The 16,183-nt window shown below is 47.0% G+C and carries 23 protein-coding genes; all 23 read right to left on the bottom strand.

Going from position 1 to position 16,183, the window contains the following annotated elements:
• Position 1: 1 nt before the first annotated feature.
• Positions 2–562: a phage tail protein I gene (locus ACIFO6_RS16465; RefSeq protein ID WP_430041997.1), complete on the bottom strand. Its 561-nt coding sequence runs from the start codon at positions 560–562 to the stop codon at positions 2–4.
• The gene (locus ACIFO6_RS16460) at positions 555–1,685 is read right to left on the bottom strand and encodes a baseplate assembly protein (RefSeq protein WP_430041994.1); all 1,131 of its coding nucleotides are present in this window, start codon (positions 1,683–1,685) and stop codon (positions 555–557) included. Before ACIFO6_RS16460 ends, ACIFO6_RS16465 begins: the two co-directional genes overlap by 8 nt.
• The gene (locus ACIFO6_RS16455; protein ID WP_430041992.1) at positions 1,669–2,019 is read right to left on the bottom strand and encodes a GPW/gp25 family protein; all 351 of its coding nucleotides are present in this window, start codon (positions 2,017–2,019) and stop codon (positions 1,669–1,671) included. Before ACIFO6_RS16455 ends, ACIFO6_RS16460 begins: the two co-directional genes overlap by 17 nt.
• Positions 2,016–2,417, bottom strand: coding sequence for a phage tail protein (locus tag ACIFO6_RS16450; RefSeq protein WP_430041989.1), 402 nt, complete (start codon positions 2,415–2,417; stop codon positions 2,016–2,018). Before ACIFO6_RS16450 ends, ACIFO6_RS16455 begins: the two co-directional genes overlap by 4 nt.
• A gap of 2 nt (positions 2,418–2,419) precedes the next feature.
• Complete coding sequence (locus tag ACIFO6_RS16445) at positions 2,420–2,947, bottom strand: phage baseplate assembly protein V (RefSeq protein WP_430041987.1); 528 nt, start codon at positions 2,945–2,947, stop codon at positions 2,420–2,422.
• 1 nt (position 2,948) lies between these two features.
• Positions 2,949–4,124 carry a phage late control D family protein gene (locus tag ACIFO6_RS16440; protein WP_430041985.1) on the bottom strand — a complete coding sequence of 392 codons (1,176 nt, stop codon included), beginning with the start codon at positions 4,122–4,124 and terminating at the stop codon, positions 2,949–2,951.
• A 2-nt stretch (positions 4,125–4,126) separates the two neighbouring features.
• Positions 4,127–4,333: a tail protein X gene (locus ACIFO6_RS16435; RefSeq protein WP_430041984.1), complete on the bottom strand. Its 207-nt coding sequence runs from the start codon at positions 4,331–4,333 to the stop codon at positions 4,127–4,129.
• Positions 4,330–6,174, bottom strand: a complete 1,845-nt coding sequence (locus ACIFO6_RS16430) for a phage tail protein (RefSeq protein ID WP_430041981.1) — start codon at positions 6,172–6,174, stop codon at positions 4,330–4,332. Before ACIFO6_RS16430 ends, ACIFO6_RS16435 begins: the two co-directional genes overlap by 4 nt.
• Positions 6,175–6,364: 190 nt before the next feature.
• Entirely contained in the window at positions 6,365–6,490 is a 126-nt protein-coding gene (locus ACIFO6_RS16425; protein ID WP_430041979.1) for a hypothetical protein, read from the bottom strand.
• Between the two features lie 25 nt (positions 6,491–6,515).
• Entirely contained in the window at positions 6,516–7,328 is an 813-nt protein-coding gene (locus ACIFO6_RS16420) for a hypothetical protein (RefSeq protein ID WP_430041976.1), read from the bottom strand.
• A 4-nt stretch (positions 7,329–7,332) separates the two neighbouring features.
• Positions 7,333–7,530, bottom strand: coding sequence for a hypothetical protein (locus ACIFO6_RS16415; RefSeq protein ID WP_430041974.1), 198 nt, complete (start codon positions 7,528–7,530; stop codon positions 7,333–7,335).
• A gap of 35 nt (positions 7,531–7,565) precedes the next feature.
• Entirely contained in the window at positions 7,566–7,901 is a 336-nt protein-coding gene (locus ACIFO6_RS16410; RefSeq protein ID WP_430041972.1) for a hypothetical protein, read from the bottom strand.
• A gap of 14 nt (positions 7,902–7,915) precedes the next feature.
• Positions 7,916–8,440 (bottom strand): phage major tail tube protein, encoded by a 525-nt coding sequence (locus tag ACIFO6_RS16405; RefSeq protein WP_052646794.1) that lies wholly within the window; start codon positions 8,438–8,440, stop codon positions 7,916–7,918.
• A gap of 15 nt (positions 8,441–8,455) precedes the next feature.
• Positions 8,456–9,910, bottom strand: a complete 1,455-nt coding sequence (locus ACIFO6_RS16400; protein ID WP_430041970.1) for a phage tail sheath family protein — start codon at positions 9,908–9,910, stop codon at positions 8,456–8,458.
• 1 nt (position 9,911) lies between these two features.
• Positions 9,912–10,256 (bottom strand): hypothetical protein, encoded by a 345-nt coding sequence (locus ACIFO6_RS16395; RefSeq protein WP_430041969.1) that lies wholly within the window; start codon positions 10,254–10,256, stop codon positions 9,912–9,914.
• Entirely contained in the window at positions 10,249–10,719 is a 471-nt protein-coding gene (locus ACIFO6_RS16390) for a hypothetical protein (RefSeq protein ID WP_430041967.1), read from the bottom strand. The genes ACIFO6_RS16395 and ACIFO6_RS16390 overlap by 8 nt, the downstream gene beginning before the upstream one ends.
• The gene (locus tag ACIFO6_RS16385; protein ID WP_430041965.1) at positions 10,719–11,264 is read right to left on the bottom strand and encodes a phage tail protein; all 546 of its coding nucleotides are present in this window, start codon (positions 11,262–11,264) and stop codon (positions 10,719–10,721) included. Before ACIFO6_RS16385 ends, ACIFO6_RS16390 begins: the two co-directional genes overlap by 1 nt.
• Positions 11,261–11,644 (bottom strand): hypothetical protein, encoded by a 384-nt coding sequence (locus tag ACIFO6_RS16380; protein ID WP_430041964.1) that lies wholly within the window; start codon positions 11,642–11,644, stop codon positions 11,261–11,263. The genes ACIFO6_RS16385 and ACIFO6_RS16380 overlap by 4 nt, the downstream gene beginning before the upstream one ends.
• The gene (locus ACIFO6_RS16375) at positions 11,631–11,933 is read right to left on the bottom strand and encodes a hypothetical protein (protein ID WP_430041962.1); all 303 of its coding nucleotides are present in this window, start codon (positions 11,931–11,933) and stop codon (positions 11,631–11,633) included. The genes ACIFO6_RS16380 and ACIFO6_RS16375 overlap by 14 nt, the downstream gene beginning before the upstream one ends.
• A gap of 12 nt (positions 11,934–11,945) precedes the next feature.
• Positions 11,946–12,971, bottom strand: coding sequence for a major capsid protein (locus ACIFO6_RS16370; protein WP_430041961.1), 1,026 nt, complete (start codon positions 12,969–12,971; stop codon positions 11,946–11,948).
• Between the two features lie 13 nt (positions 12,972–12,984).
• The gene (locus ACIFO6_RS16365; protein WP_430041960.1) at positions 12,985–13,377 is read right to left on the bottom strand and encodes a head decoration protein; all 393 of its coding nucleotides are present in this window, start codon (positions 13,375–13,377) and stop codon (positions 12,985–12,987) included.
• A 2-nt stretch (positions 13,378–13,379) separates the two neighbouring features.
• The gene (locus tag ACIFO6_RS16360; protein ID WP_430041957.1) at positions 13,380–14,552 is read right to left on the bottom strand and encodes a head maturation protease, ClpP-related; all 1,173 of its coding nucleotides are present in this window, start codon (positions 14,550–14,552) and stop codon (positions 13,380–13,382) included.
• Positions 14,530–16,083: a phage portal protein gene (locus ACIFO6_RS16355; RefSeq protein WP_430041955.1), complete on the bottom strand. Its 1,554-nt coding sequence runs from the start codon at positions 16,081–16,083 to the stop codon at positions 14,530–14,532. Before ACIFO6_RS16355 ends, ACIFO6_RS16360 begins: the two co-directional genes overlap by 23 nt.
• Positions 16,084–16,183: the final 100 nt, after the last annotated feature.

Here is a 16,183-nt window from a genome sequence, read left to right as displayed (position 1 = left end):
TTTAGTTCACCTGCCTTAAATTGATGAAGTCCACTTGCTGTGTACCTACACCATAGTAATGAGTGCCCTTTGCCGAATCCAAGACAACAACCCGGCGTAGATGGGCGCTTTTCCGCTTAACAGACTCGACTACCTCAATAAACTGCTGCGCCTGTTCTTCGGTAGCCTTCGGGTTGGACACAACCACCTGAAAATAGCCAGGATCGTCACCGTACTCCCACCATTCCTCTACTTTTCCGTATCCAAATATGGTCGTTACCAGATCTTCCACAGCGCTCGGTGTGCCTTTGCGTCGATGGAGGGGGATAGACTGGCGCACAAGCTCCCTACGCTGCTCAAGAGGCAATGTAGGGTCGTAGTAGTCTACATGGAACTGCCAAGCTAACTCATCAGTTTCTTCGTCTGTCCAATCGGTTCTCCCGAACAAATTAACACGCTGAATCTTCGCCGTCAGCTCGTCCATTTTCACGTCGAGGGCCATAGCAGCGTCACACACTTGCTTGTCTGTCCGCAGGTTATCAGGTAGCAAGTCTAATAGGCTTAATTCAGACAGTTTAATCATCGACCAGCCCTCCAAAAACCACCGTCGTAGTCCCTTCCTTGGCTACCTGACTTGAATTAAGCTCCAAGAATACAGGTGATCGAATTTCAAGTCGTGAAGCTCCGGCTGCAACAAACATATGCGTTAGCTGAGATGGGTTTATGTCGCGCCCTAATTTTGACTTTTGCCACAGCTTGTATTCAGATGAAGCTGCCTCTACGGCCTTTTGAATACTCGTTACGTCTGTCGCTCTCGATTTACGGATATAGTAAGTCAGATCAATATTGTAGTCGACTGTTGTGGGCGATCTGACTGTCACTTTATCTGTAAGAGGCCGCCGCTTCCTGTCATCCAACACCGCAAACACCTCGTCAAGAACGGTTTGTGTGGGGATGACCCCACCAGCAAGCAACACGGTAACCACCACCTGCATAGGACTCGGAGAATCCACATGTACGTCTGCTATTGATGCACTGGCAGTTTTGGCCCAATATTCATACGCACCATCTGGACCCGCTACACTAAACGATTCCGGGGCAATGTGTATACGTTCACGGTATGGGTCGTTGTCCTCCACGGCAGCTCCGCCCGATGTTTCAGTAAGATTGGTGACAGATGCCACGTATGGAAGAGGGTCGATCAGCGTCGTAAGTTGGCCTGCGATATATCCATTGCCTTCTGGACCCGAAACATTGCATTCTGCTGCTACAGTAATAACAACATCACCAATCGGGACAGATACCGCCTCTTTGGTAGAAAAATAAATAGTACCATCCCCCTCAGTCGGCCCTATACGGGTCCCTGCGGGAATAATCTGGACATTCGTCAGCGGAGTGGACAACGTGAACTGTATTAACGTAACGGCATAATCGGCACCTAAACGCGGTGTTTCTACAAAGGCCCCTAAATGATCCAGCACATCCCCGCGCGCATACCGGAGTAGTTGCCCCTTGGCGACCTGATTCAGCTTAACTTCTTGTTGAACCATTTTGTATGCTATTGCGTAAATGAAAATACGCAGCGGGTCGGCTGGAGCAAGCTGTCGTTTTGCGATTGATTCGTACAGCGTAATAAGGGAATCCTGCATCGCTTTAACATCCGCCTGGACAAAATCAATATCCGGCAACTCAGCCAGTGTACTCATCCGCATTCACCTCCTGTTCATCGAAATAAATAACAGGAATCAATCGGCCGCTGTCGGGGTCGTCCTGCGGATTCACAAATTGGATCTCCTGAATTAATATTCGCGGCTCATATTCACCAACCAGCTCATAAATTTGTGATGTTATAAGTGCCTTGGCAACTTCTGTCGGCTCGTCCAATGCTGCAGGATCAAACCCAAACTGTCGATTCAATACAACCGATCCGCGCCAGGATGTGAGCAGAGTAAACAGGTTCTGTCGCAATTCAATCTCGCGTGAGGCCGGGGCAAAGTCAATCGGCTGGGTACCGGATAACGTAAGGTTGTACTGGCTCATTTAACGTACTCCTTTAGCGTTATGTTGATGGTTCCAGACAATACGTTTCCTCGGTTATCAACGTGAGTCCAAGCCTGCTCAAGCCCCGTCACAACCCACAGACCAACGCCCAGCTTCTTGCCACCGATTGTGAGCGCTCCGGCTTTTCCCTTGCGGTCCCAATCCACTAACTTATCCATTTCCTTACGGGGGTTAGTTCCGTGCCATGCCGCAAAGTACATCGTAAATGTCACGGTATCCAGCCCCGGCCCTAAGAACTGGCTTTTGGGCTTTTTCAACATGATTTCATGGTCCGCCCAACGGCTGGCACTGGACCGGGTAAGCTCTTTGAATGTACGAATCACCTTCGGCGTAACGACAAAAGCAATGTTGCCATAGCTACCTATTTTAGCTGCCATAATTATTCACCTTCAATCGGCTCATTTAGTTCCTTTACGGATCCGACGACCGTTACATTACCACCAAACCGGACCGCTGGAGCATTTATGTTTACGCTGCTGGCGTTAATCTCTACGGTTTGGGCTGTAATTTGAACAGACTCCGCTTTAATGCTCACATCCTTGGCTTGTACATTCACAGCTCCGACCGCATTAATCTCTATGGAGCCTGTATTTTTATCAAAATACACGTAGCTGCCATCCTCGAAGTAGATACCACGCTGCGATTGGTCCGCAGGCATATCATAACTGCCGTCATATAACGCACCAAGACAAACTCCATCTGGTCGTCCATTCCCGATAAAAATACACGCCACATTGTCACCCGGCTCTGGCATCGCGTTTGATAGCCCCCAGCCTGTGCCCGTTGTTAAAAGTGGCAACTCGGGGGAAACCATGTCGTCCATGTCAGGGAAGACTACCCGAACCATTCCTGTGTCGGTATCAACGCTGGAGACAACCCCGATCCTGTTTAAATTTTCATTCGCCATGTCACCACCCCAGCACTTTCCTGATTTCCAGATTGGTCGTATAACCGGATCCGCCAACAGCATGAGTAACAGAAACGATAATGTACTTACCGTCAAATCTCCCAAACCCTTTTATAGTGATGGTCATCCCGGCTGCAAGACCGACATTACCCATAAGAGACAAAGTAGCTTTGCCAGCCTCTTTATTCTTCTCACGCAAGCCCTTGCGTGCTGCATTAAGGGCCTCCGCCTGTGAACCAACACTCTGAGACACCTTTAGTATTGGGCCATCTTTTGGAGCGCCTGGTGGACGATAAATCACCTTTATCGGTTTTGGCTGCTCCGATTTCTCTTTCTTCTTTTTGGTCTTCGATTCCTTATCAGTTTCCTTGGAATCAGTGGCGGTTGTAGCAGCTTTGGTCTTATCCTTATCGTCCTTTGTTTCATCCTTCTTCTCGTCTTTTTTCTTTGACGACTTCTTTTTGGCTGCTGGCTGATAGCTGACCTCGCATGCTGCGTATGCCACATCCTGAGTCGAAAAGGTAAATCCATAGCTAATAATGTCGGATACGCCGCGTGTGATTGCCAAAGCTGGAGGCTTCTGCTCATAAACGTATTCGTCAAACAGAACCAGCCTTTTGCCCGTAACTTTCAAAGCGACGCCTTCCTGCTTGCACAGGTCATTTAAAAAAGCCAGATCAGACACATCCGTCTGATCCTGGCGGTCATATTTCGGGTTCCCGTGAGCCTCATACATCAGTGTAAAGCCTGCGCGCTTGGCAATCTCCGCAGCAATAGACTTGAGCGTCACGGACTCCCAAGCCTTCGTTTTCTTCTCCTGTCGGACATTGACGTTCACAGGCAAGGATACAGCCTTAATCGACACCGTATCAGGCGGTCCCGCGAAGTCCATAGAATCAACCTCGAACATGCCACAATTAAGCCGCTTGATCTCTCCCGGCTTATCCCAGCCGATTGTCTTTATATACGCGATTATCCTATCCCCCTCGGTGGGCAACCAAGGGCCAGACCACTTGCGGGCCTTATCCTCCAAATTAATTTGCAAGTCATCCAAGGTGCCCGGCTCTGCATCGGTATAAGTAAAATCCAGCAGATAATCAGACAGTTCTTTGGTGATGTCCTTGCCGTTGTAATTTATGACGACCTGGGCACGTCTTGCATTAATGATATCGTTCATTGTCACACCTTCCACGGCGGCAGATCAGCAGCAGTTTCTTCCACTACAGAAATATCCGGCAATTGAAGAACAGTCCCAGCAGAAAAAACAGAAACGTCGATGTAGTCCAGATTCAAATTCATTATCTGGATCATCAACGTTTCAACGCCAAACACTTTATAGGCAATCATGTCCCAGGTATCACCCTGGATTGTCGTATATGTCGTCATAGGCTCGTCCTCGCATCCTGACGCTTCATATTTAGGTACTGCTGCCTAAAAGTCGGCTGCGCCGCCTGAATGGCCTGCTGTACGACTTCCTTATCGGCATTACCTTGAATAGTTATGTCAAACTGCAGCACAATGGAATCCCCGCCGTTATTAGTAGTGGTATACCCCATCATGCGGTTTGTTTTCTCCAGTAGGTTCATACTGCGCTGTTTATTGTTTAGCGGGATGACGGCCTCGGTTCCGGCTTCTCCTGCGATAGACGGACCTGTAGTAAATCCACCTTTTGCGAGCATGGGCAAATGCGGTATATCCATGCCACCTATAGTCTTGCCCCCTAAAGCCTCTGGCATCGTGAAACTAAATCCATTTATTTTATCAATAGCTGAATTTATTACTCCGATCACATTATTGAACGCGGCCTTAATTGCCCCGGTTATGCCTTCCCATATGCCAACCACGATTTGTTTGATGCCATCCCAAGCCAATGACCAATTACCTGTAAACACCCCTGTTAAAAAGTCAATTACACCACCCAACACATCAATAATCCCTCCGATAATCGGTTTGAGAATATTAATCGCACCTGTTACAACAGTAGTGATAACGGGCCACGCCCATTTGAATATACCCACAAGGGCATTTATGGTCGGCGCAATGCTCCTTTCGTATATAGCCATTATTAAGCCGCCTAGTTTACCAAACAAAGCTCCTATCTTGGGCAGCCATGCAGCCAACACCGAACTGACTTGCGGCAACAAGGTCTTTGTCAGATATCCAAAGACTGACGTAAATACGGGGCCTAGTTTTGAAGATATGGAGGATGCTAATTTAGCGACCAAAGGAATTATGGCATTGAATGCTTGCTTCCCCATTTTCATCAAAGGAGCAAGCAAAGAGGTGACAGAGTGTAGCGCTGGACCGATCCCGGTGGCAATAGATTCTATTACAGGTGTTATAGAGTCACGAAGGCTGCTCACACTGTCTACAATTCCACCAAGATCCAAACCGCCACCAAACGTAAAAGCATCTTTGAAATATGATGTTATATCGTCCATGACTGGCCTAATACTATTAACAAAATCATTAACCTTGCCCTTGATCTTATCAAACGCATCGACGAAACCATTAGACATCTTAATGGCTTGATCCGGACTAAACCCAATAGACTGCAACCCTTTATTAATATCTTGCACACCGCTGATATCTCCACTACCCATTAGTGCATTTGTCAGCAAGCCCCCTGCGCCTTTTACGATATTTTTAATTGCTGCGAATTTATCAAACACGTCAGATATGGCCGCCGAAAACTTATATGCCTTGTCTTCTCCAACTCCCAGGCTGATTAAGAATTTACTTATACCAGTTGCAGCAGACATGTCCCCTGTGCCTGCCATTGAATTAGCAAACAAGTCTCCTACATCCTGCAAGGCTTTAATAAAAGGCTGCATAGCTTGCATGCCCTGTTTGAAATATTTCTTTATTTTAGGAATAGCCGTCTCTAATCCTTTACCGAAACTAGCAAGGGCAGGTAACGCAAGGTCAGAGAGTGGATATACAAATTCGGTGAGCAACTGCCTGCCGATGGATCGGAAGGCATAGCTTATGGAGGAATATTTTATTTTCTGAACTTCTTGCATTGTATTTTTTGTTTTGTCAAAAGCATTGTTTGTACGCAAAATAGCTTGTATCGTTGATTTTTCCAAATCTTCACCCTGCGTACCGAACAAATTCAGCAAGGCTGTATTCTGCTTTATGGGGTCCTTAACTTTGTTTAGTGCATCCCGGACCTGAAAATAAGCCTGCCGTGCCACATCTCCACCAGAAGCAAACTTTTTTTGCATCTTATCTGCATTCAGCCCCAGAATCTTGTATGCCTCATTCGTTGTCTTGGAACCATCTTTACTCCGAATTCCAAATTCCTTGATGGCATCACCAACTTTGTCACATACTGTTCAGCAAGGCTCGCTACGCCTTACCCGCCACTAAAGGCAGCTGCATGTTTCCATGCAGATCAGACTATATCAAAAACTCCTAAGAGTCCCCTCCCATTTCCACGCGCTTGCGTGTACTCGGTTTCTCACCGATAGTCGTTGCACGTTCCTGCTTTATACAGGCTTCGCTCATGATTTCCCTCGACTTTACGTTAGGGTTTTCCATGAATTAGAGAGGTTTCGATATGGCGTCACCGCCATAAAGCCCTAATAAAAAGGTTAAAGGCCCCTGCATCCAAGCCATTTTTGAAGCTGTTGAACATGTCCTCCGCACCCAAACCTATCGTTTTGTAATATACGGAGTATTCATTCGCTGAATCCAGCAGTTCCCCGGACTTATCCAGCCCCATCTGCTTACCTTGAGCAAGCAAGTTGAAGGCTTCCGTATTACCGAGATTTTTAAATTGCTTCGTCATGGTCTGTACAGCTTTATTTGTCTCTGGGATGTCATCCTTGAACACATCCCGAAAGACTATTGCATTCTTCGTCGCTTTTTCAAGCGCAGGGCCTGTAAGTTGCAAAACCTGACGCGTGTTCTCCATCGCGCCTCCAAGATCGTTCCAGTCTTCCCCGAGATTTTGGTTATATAAATTCCGAGCTTCCTTTTTGATGGCCTGCATATCTTTTAGGCTTGTACCAGTAGATGCCGCATACTGGTTAAATGCTTCCTGCTGATCACCAATAGCACTACCGATATTGTTGATGGTACCCGTAACTGAATCCAATATAGCCATAGCACCGGATACTTCTGCGACTTTTCGAAAAGTGCGACCAAAAGAAGAAGCGGCGCTGCTCAGTTTCCCGAACGCGCCGCCTGCTTTTTTGGTTTGATCTGTAAGGTCTTCAACTTCACGTCGAGCCCGATCCGGGCCACGTGAATTTTGCAATTCTCGTAATTGACGTTGTAATTCCTCAACCTGATTATTCGCTTGGTCAAACGCACGACGATATCTCTGGTCAACCTCGGCAATTAGGTTCATTGCTACATCATATTCATGGGACATTAAATCACCGTCCTACGCGCCCTCTACGTCCGTTAGGAGCTTTGTTTTTACGTTTCTTTTCTGCTTCTTCCATTTGCTTTTCTAACGCCTCATTTTTCAAATTAACGTAAGCTTCAAATGCCTCATGCCACTGATACAACTCATAAAGACTCTGGTCCAACCAAAAATCCAGAGAATTCCTTGTTTCAATGGAAAGTGTCATTATGATTTGCCTTATTTCCGCTCCAGCGTTACCGTTTATTCCAAACCGAGCAAAAAACTTTGTGCCATTGCGGTCGCACGCCCAAATACGCCGCCCGGCAATTCCTCAATTAGTTGAAACGGAACACCCGCAGCTTCGGCACACACGGCGGCCTGAAACTTCATGTTCACAGCTTTAATGGGTGAATCCATATCATTCAATGCCAAACGCTCGCTTAGAGAAATGAGTTTACGACCATTCACTTTGTCCCAATCAAAAACTAATTCTGTAATTGGTTCTTGGTCTTCAAACTTAAAAGGTTTTGAAAATTTAAGGACGTATTTACCCTCGTTTCCTGCTTCTGCTGGGGTTGTAGTTTTCTTTTCAGTCATAGTCTTGTCCTCCATTATTTGCCGAGCGCAGCCCGAATTTTAGCGCCGAAATCCACTTCATTTACGACAAAAACATCGTTGAATTTGTCGATTTCAATCTTTACGACACCATTAATCGTAATCTTGATATATGTGACTTCATGTTCTACTGAATTATCTGACCCTGCTGCTGTCTCCAAGCTACCCATCGACAGCGTTTTCGGAGAGCCCTTAATAGTTATTTTGATCGGAATAACGTCAATACTACCCGTAACCCGGTTTTGGCTCTGAATACCCGCCCGCAGGTCAACTGTGTGTGTCTCCTGAGCAAATAGGTCAAAATAACCTTCTTCCCAAGTTGCAAAGTTGTACGTCACCTGCATGGAATCGGTTTGTCCAAGCGTGGCGACGTTAACGGTACCGTTAATTCCGGCACCCATGGCATCATCAGAGAGCATAGCAATGTCTGGCAAATCAACAGTGGTCGTACCAAGGTATTGACTACCGTTACGTATCGCTTCGTATTTAATTGTCCGTAAATTAATTTTTTCTTGGCTCAAGGTTCAGCCCTCCCTTTACGCTGCCGTAGCAAATAGCGCAGCAAAGTAAGATGTATCGTATTCCATCACAAAATCAATAGCCTGTGCAGGAGACGGCGGCGTTACGTAGACGTGAAATTTCATCTTCCCATCCATCAGATCGGCGACAGGGTTCTCAGATGCATTAAATTCCACACGTCCGCCCAGAATGTACCCAGCAGCAGTCAGGCCGTTCATCCAGAAATTTGCTGCATCAGTAATAGCTTCGATCAGACGCCTATCAATGGAACCGTCGAGATATTTCCAGTAGGTGAGCGTCAATGTATTGCTGATCCAGTCGAACATACGGCGAACCGGAATGAACGACGACTGTGGGTCTTTTTGATTTGGGTATGCACCTGTACGGTTACCCCAAAGAACAAAGCCGCCGACAAAATTCAACGCCGTGACAATGCCGTTTGCATTCAAATACTGTGCCTGTTGAGGTCCAAGAGCAATCGCCCTGGTATCCGTTTTTGTTCCGTCAATCTTTGCCGATTTATTCGATGGCGAAACCGATGGAACCCCGCCGTTATTTACGTCTGTTTGTACAATTACCGCGGATGCCACAGTGGAAGAATGATATGTTCGGTCATCATAAGTGAATAGCGGATAGGTGTTTATCTGGCGCGGGTCATTGTAAGCATTCGTTTTTTTCCATGCAGGCGTATCTGTATACACAATCTCGCTCGATAGATCAGTAATTGCCTGTGCTTTGAAGTGTCCACCGTTTAAACTCGCTGCTTTTTCGGTCATTACTGCTGCAACGGTTGGATTTTGCGAAAATCCCGGTGCAGCGATCAAAGCCGGAACGATTCGGAACAGCGGGAATACCTGATCAAGTAGTTCAAGCCCGGTAGCCTCACCAGTAGCCTCCACAACGCCGCCGATAAGGTCCGCTGCTGTCACTTTGCTGCGATCCAACTTAGAGTATGCTATTTTAACGGTGCTATTGGCTGTCAGAGCGCCGGAAGCAATGCGGGATACCACGAGGTTGCCGGAAGTATTAAAGCTCACGCTGTAGTCCTTCCCTGCTGTGTAGGTGGTCGCTCCGTCGTCAGAGGTGAGCACCACCGTTGACTTAATAATGCCCTGGTCCGGTACAGTAACAACACCGTCAGATAATGTGTAACTGGCTGTGGCTACCGTTGCGTTATGTTTAGTTGGGTCCAAGACATTCACGAACACAACTGGTGACAACTTCGCAATCTTGAAAAAGTAATGTGTAAATTCAGACAGTGTGAAGCTCTCCCAGTCGTCCGAGTATCCAAAAGCAGCAACCACATCGTTCCAGCTTTCGCAGAGGATCGGCTTATTTACTGGCGCATTCTCCAGAGTTGTCAGATTGACTGGAGCCGTACCGAACACGACTGGTAAAGTAATGTTTAGTGGCACTGGCGTAATGACTTCCGCTGGCTGCTCGGTAGTGAAAATACCATGACGTTCTGCCAATTTAAATCCCTCCTTTTACTGCTGCAATGACAGCAGCATATGCAATTTGTAGTGCGCTTCCCGGTACGGACAACGCCGCTTTCGACGTAGCCAACTCAGACACTGGCACGAAAAGTTGCCGTATTTCTGGTACTTTTTCTGCAACATCATCCAAATGTGCTGGGAAACCATCGCGAACAATAAGTGACTTCGCCAGCCGCCCTCCTGGCAAGTTCGGCCCGATGTAAATTAGTTGATCTGGTTCGATAGCAGCCTTATCTGCTTGAGCGACTTTGTCAGTCGCAGCAGTATGAGAGCGTCGCGTTTTCGATTCCGCAGCTTCTTGTTTTTCTAGCTCTTTATCCAAAATAAACATCCTCTCTGCTTATGCCTGGAATTTTCCACTTCATGTTGACGTAGCCAAAAAAATATGGTGATAAGTCTTCGTCGTCAAAAAGGGAACAGGTCAGGGGGAAATCTAATTCAAACATCCGTTCCAAAATCGGATGCGTCATGAATGCATGCCGGATACGCTGTGTGATGTTTTGAACCGTTCTTTCACCTTGCATATCCAACTCTTCATCGAAAATGCCCACACTAAGCAAAACAGAACAAGATGACTGGGCTTCATGACCTTGGTCCACTGTCTCGCCAAAGCGCACAGTGATAAAAGGAAAATGAGCGCGGTCATCTTGTTCTTCTTTTGCAGGAAGGTTTTGGGGATAGATATTAAGAGGCACCATTTCATATTGAGCATTCATGTATTCCGAATCAGCAAAAAGACGCTTTAGTTTAGCTACCAAAGCGTCTTGCAGTATAAAGGGTGTCATTATCCGCCCAACTCCCTATTCAGTTCATGTTCCAGTCGTTGTGCATATAAAATACGGGCTTTTCTTTCCACCGACTCCCGTATTTGCACATTGTTGAACATTTCTGGCGCAGGTGGACCGTATAATCGCTTAATCGGTAGCCTGCTTCTGCCTTCACGAATGAAGATTTTAACTCCATTTTTTTCAGCAACAAAAGCGCCTGGAACCTTTTTCATACCGCCCTTTTTAACAGCGACCTTTAGCACTTTTGGGCGCTTACCTGTCGTTCGGCGGGGTGAAAACTTGTATTTATCCAACCCTGTACCTCGGCTGCGGGAACGTATAGTAGCAGACAAGCTTCCTTTGTCAGCTTTTTTTATGGAAAAGGTACTGCTTAAGTCCCCAGCCTTTATAACATACTGCTCTCGTATTTCCTTGCTGGCGTTTGTCTTTGCGTTCTGAGCGACCCGATTAAGCGCCCGATACATAGCGACTTTCGTTTTCTTTTTGACTTCTTGAAGGTGCCGTTGCGCTTCTCTCAAAGCAGTGGTGTCAATCTGGATCATGATCCTTTGCGCCCCAAAGTTACAGTTATCATGTTCCCATCATCCTGTAGATCCGCAACAGTATAGATGCGACCATCAAACTTGATTTTGCTCTGCAGTACAGGCAACCTGCCAAAATACAGGAGGAAGTCGGCACGCTGGGCATAAAACAAAAGATCGGCATCGTAAACGCCATCTGTTGGATTCGAGGCGCTACTTTTCCGATCTCTCAGTTCATCATCATCAACAATAACCAACATTTTGACAGGCGGTTCAGGTGTGGCAGGCAGTCCGTTTTTCGGCGGACTCATAAAGGCGATTTCATGCCAATCCGCAAACTCTTTCTCGTTCAGAAAAACATCCTTCACATCCTTCTCAAGCTGTTCCTTAAACGAGCGCATTGTTTTCGTCCAACCAAGCAGTATACTGCTCGACTCGACCCTCAACATTACTCGCCGCTTCAAATTCAAGAGACTCCAGCAATTCCTTTTGCTCATCAGCCTTTAGTTTAGCAAACTCTTCTACAGTTATTGGGTCGTCAGGTGGCTTTTCACCAACAACCTCGACAAATTTCCCTGATTTAAGGCTAACAAGTCGATTTGCTTCGCTTTCATCGAGGCCACTAATAACATCACCAATAGCATAGTCCTTACCGTTGTGCCGTATTTTACTCAATGCTTCGATTTCCACAAATAGCCCTCCTTATAGAACTTTTGCTACGTACCAGTTCTCGATGTTCAACGGAACAGGAAACGGACGACTTTGCAGCTCCAGTGTGCGAACCGCCGTGCGGCGGTCTGCAAATACTTGTGCAACCACTTGTTGATTAACCAAACGAATATCATCATCTCCGACCATAACCGGGTTAGCTGCGTAAAGGAATTCAAATGGCTTGCCTTCTGGCAGGATCACAATCGTACCAGCCGGGATGAATGGCTTTTCTACGCCATCGTCGTCCACGAACGTACCTGTATAGCTGTAAAGATCAAGACCAACGTCTCTCAGGAACCCATGGTGAGTTACACCGTCAGGTAACAAAGTCGTGTCAATGTTACCGATGGTCAGCCCTTTATTGTCGGCCAGTTTTAGAATGGCTGGGTGACGGGTCAGTGCTATCAGTGCCTCGTAATCACCCACTACTTTGCGCGGAGTCTGTCCATTCTTTTGCATGACAGACAATCGCAATCCCGCCAAGAACTTGATAGGATCGGAATCCGGGTCACTCCATAAGTCTTTACCGGAAAGAGTGATGGCGTTCGAGAATCCGTAGTTCAGTTCTTGTTCCACACCCTCACCAATTTGCGTTACCTTACCCGTGAAAATCATTTGTGATGCCATCTCGATTTTACGGCGAGTAATAGTGTCATTCAGTTCCACCAAGTCCCTAGCAATCAATTTACGAAGGCGTTGTTCAACGCTATCCGGGTTATACAGTGATTCTCCAGCTTGGCGAGCTTTAAGGTCATGATAAGTAATGTTCCGTGCTGGCTTAACGGGAACCGGGGAATATTGCTTCGCGCTGAAAGAATCACGCAGTACAACTTTACCTTGTTGTAATTCGGATACGTAAGGTGCGATACGGTGCTTACCTTTCAGCGTCTGGATTTCGATTTCTGTTGTAAGCCCCACCTCACCGTCAGAAAAGAATGTACTCAAAATGTACTCTGATGTTTGCGGTAACTGCCCAACTACTCTGAGAAGCTGCGGCAAAGAATAAATATCTGGCATTGTTTAAATCCTCCTATTCCACTACCCGTTTTGTGATTAAACCAATGTTACGCATTGCTACTTCATGCTTTTCAACCTTGTCCGTGCCACCAAAAATAAGAGCATGGCGATTAAACTCGCCACTCACATAACCTGTAGCTCGTACATCTTTGGTGGTTGCATCCACTTCCTGATCGGATAGGATTGCAAAAGGAGTTTCAGAACCGTCTGTCTTGCTGGAATCTACAGGAGCCACGATGTACATTCCATGAGAAGCGTTCATTTCAGGCAGTTGAGATACAACCCCCAAAACAGTCCCGCGCTTGATGACGCCGGAGCCGCTTTTTACAATGACGGACACAGTAGCGAGCGGTACAACATATCCCGCAATCAGGTTATCGTAAGGCTGGCTTTCGTATGCTGGCATAATTATTTACCTCCCCGTAATCTTTTCATTTCTGCAATTACCTCTTCCGCCTCTGTTTGTGCTTGCACTTCCTCAGCGGCTTTCTTGGCTTCTGGTGTAGTAGATTCTTGGACAGGAACGTCATTTACCCCACTATTTTGCGCGTCATGTTGACGTGCTGCTGCTACCTCACCTTTCTTAGCGATAGAAGCTTGTACAATCGCAAAGGAAGCTTCTGCGACGGTTTGGCCTGCCTCGATAGCGTTCTTTACAATTTCGACAGCGCCTGGAGCAGCAGCCAATTCATTCAGCGCCGTAATCCGTTGGCGTTCGTTTGTCACACCCTCTTGTACGACTTGGTTGTATAGGTCTGGATGTTCGTTTTTCAGTTGATTTAAATCCATTGGTTTGTTTTCTCCCTTCATTTGGCTTATCTGATTTTTCAGTCCTTCCGCTGTGAGTCCAGTAGGCGCGCCACCTTTATTCGTGTTGACGCTGGCTGATGGAGTCTTGGCGTTCAGATCAATAATACCTTCTGGTCCACCGTCACCAAGAGCCGGAGACTGTGAGGTGAATCCGCCTTTAGAAAGGAACTCGTTGCGTATTTTGTTAATGACCTCTTCGGGTATAACCTGACCTCCAGCGGCGCTATTCGTCGTTTGTGGGGCCGACTCAGAAAACATGATCTCATCAACGAACCCTAATTCCTTCGCCTTTACCGCATCCATCCAAGTTTCCTGATCCATCAGGCCAAGCAATTCCTCTCGACTCATGCCCGTTTTGTTGACATAAGCGTTGGCAATGGAATCATCAACAGACTTGAGCATGGTTGCCGTATCATTCATGTCATTACGGTCACCCCATGCAGATGTAGATGAATTATGGATCATCATCTGCCCGGCAGGAGACATAAGGACCTTCTTGCCACCCATAGCGATAACAGAAGCAGCAGAGGCGGCAAAAACGACCTTAACCGTGGAGTTTCCGTGGTAATCTCGGAGAGATGTGTAGATTTCTGCGCCAGAATAAACATCACCCCCACCTGAATTAATTGTAATTTCAACATCTTCGCCGTTTGCTTCATCCAAAAAATCCGAAACAGCAGCAGGGTTAATGGTTGCAATGCCGAACCAGTCATAAATCCAAGCTATGCTCTGACTCACAACCGTTCCGTTAAGTTTGAGTTTCTTCGCCATCTTCTTTTTCACCCCCTTCCTCATCGTCGTTGTCCTCGTCGCCTACATTAGACGATGTTGGAACGGCGGTAGCCGCTGCTTTAGCTGCGCCCTCACTAAGTCCGTACCTCATGAGGGTAGCAAGCTCGTGGGCTCGTTGCTGCACGTTGGACTCCCACTCACCGCCTGTTAGTTCGGCTGTTTCGCCCTCTGCGGTACTAAAGTTGTATTCGATACGGCTGATTGCAGCGTTAACCTCTTTGACCGGATCGAGCATGCCTTGAGACGGACCATGCCAAGCAGCTTTTGTATAGGCACGAAAAATAGCCGGATCATCAAAGATGCCCGGCGCGTCGATGCGACCTTTTGTAACTGCCTCCACAAACCATTCTTCATAAATAGGCTGACAAAACGACTTGGCAAGCCATGTTCGCCGCATGCGGAACATTTTCCATGCTTCCAACATTGCAGCGCGGCTAGCTGTATAAGACGACGTGAAGTGTTTGACCAGCAATTCGTAAGGAATTTCAAGAGCAGAACCAATCTGCCTCAATATAGCCGTAACAAATGGGTCAAAGTTCGGATTTGGTCTTGTTGGGTCTGCGAAATTTGCTTTTTCACCCGGCTCAAGAAACTGAACTGCTCCCACTCCAAGTTTAATGTCATTGGACGGCAGCTCGTCACCGTCTAAATTATCAGTGTCAGGTGGTTTCAAACCGAACGCGTTCGGATCATTGGCATTTTCGGTTTCGATAAACACAGTAAACATCGCTTGTATTGCAGCAGCCGTCAATTCTGCCTCAGTGTAGCGGTCAAGCTGCTTCAACGCCTCAATAACTGGCGCAATGACTGGAACACCACGGCGCTGTCCTGGGCGCTCAGACTCCATCAGGTGGAGTACATTGTATCTACCTGTCCCCTCTCCCCGTGACAACACCCTCGTCCATTTTTGGTCGCCGCCGAGGTAGCTCTTCCCACTTCCTGGGTGACGACTACTGAAATGGTAGGCGATAATCATACCTGTTTCATCTACTTCAACCCCGGATTGTATCCGGTCCGTATCCGAAAGATTTGGGCTACTGCAACGATCAGCCTCAATCAGATTGACCTTTAGGTCGTAGGTTGAGAACTTGCGTGGAATCATCGGCAAGAGTCCGAAAACGTCACCGCTTTGAAGCTGAGAAAGAAAAGCAAGCTGTTGAAGTCCGTAGAAGTCGTTCAAACCTGCGGCATCACAATTTTTCGAATCGGCCCACAACGACCATTCGCGGTCAATCTGAGATTTTAATGTTGCGGATTGCTCAGCGTTTAGATTTAAAAAGTCCTTGTCAAACGCTGGTTTGAGCCGGAGCCCTGTTCCCACCACATTTGTTCGCATAGTCTTGTGAGCTCCGGCAACAATCGCTCCTCCTACAGCAAGATCCCGGGAACGTGCTCTCAATTCCTCCAGATAATCATGGATATCCGAATCGGCATCACCGATATCAGGATTCCAAAGGGTCATACTTTTCTTGGTCCGGCTGGCTCCATGAGAACCGTACCCTTGATTCAAAATAACTGCGATTTTTTCTTGTCGAATAGTTTCAGTTCTGGCTGCAGCTCTTTTTTTAGCTACACCAGGAGCAACATAATTGATGATCCGTTCAAGCCTG

Origin of the sequence: Paenibacillus sp. NRS-1781 (assembly GCF_050467745.1) — a bacterium.
Taxonomy (GTDB): domain Bacteria; phylum Bacillota; class Bacilli; order Paenibacillales; family Paenibacillaceae; genus Paenibacillus; species Paenibacillus terrae_A.
This window is presented reverse-complemented; position numbering and strand designations above follow the sequence as displayed.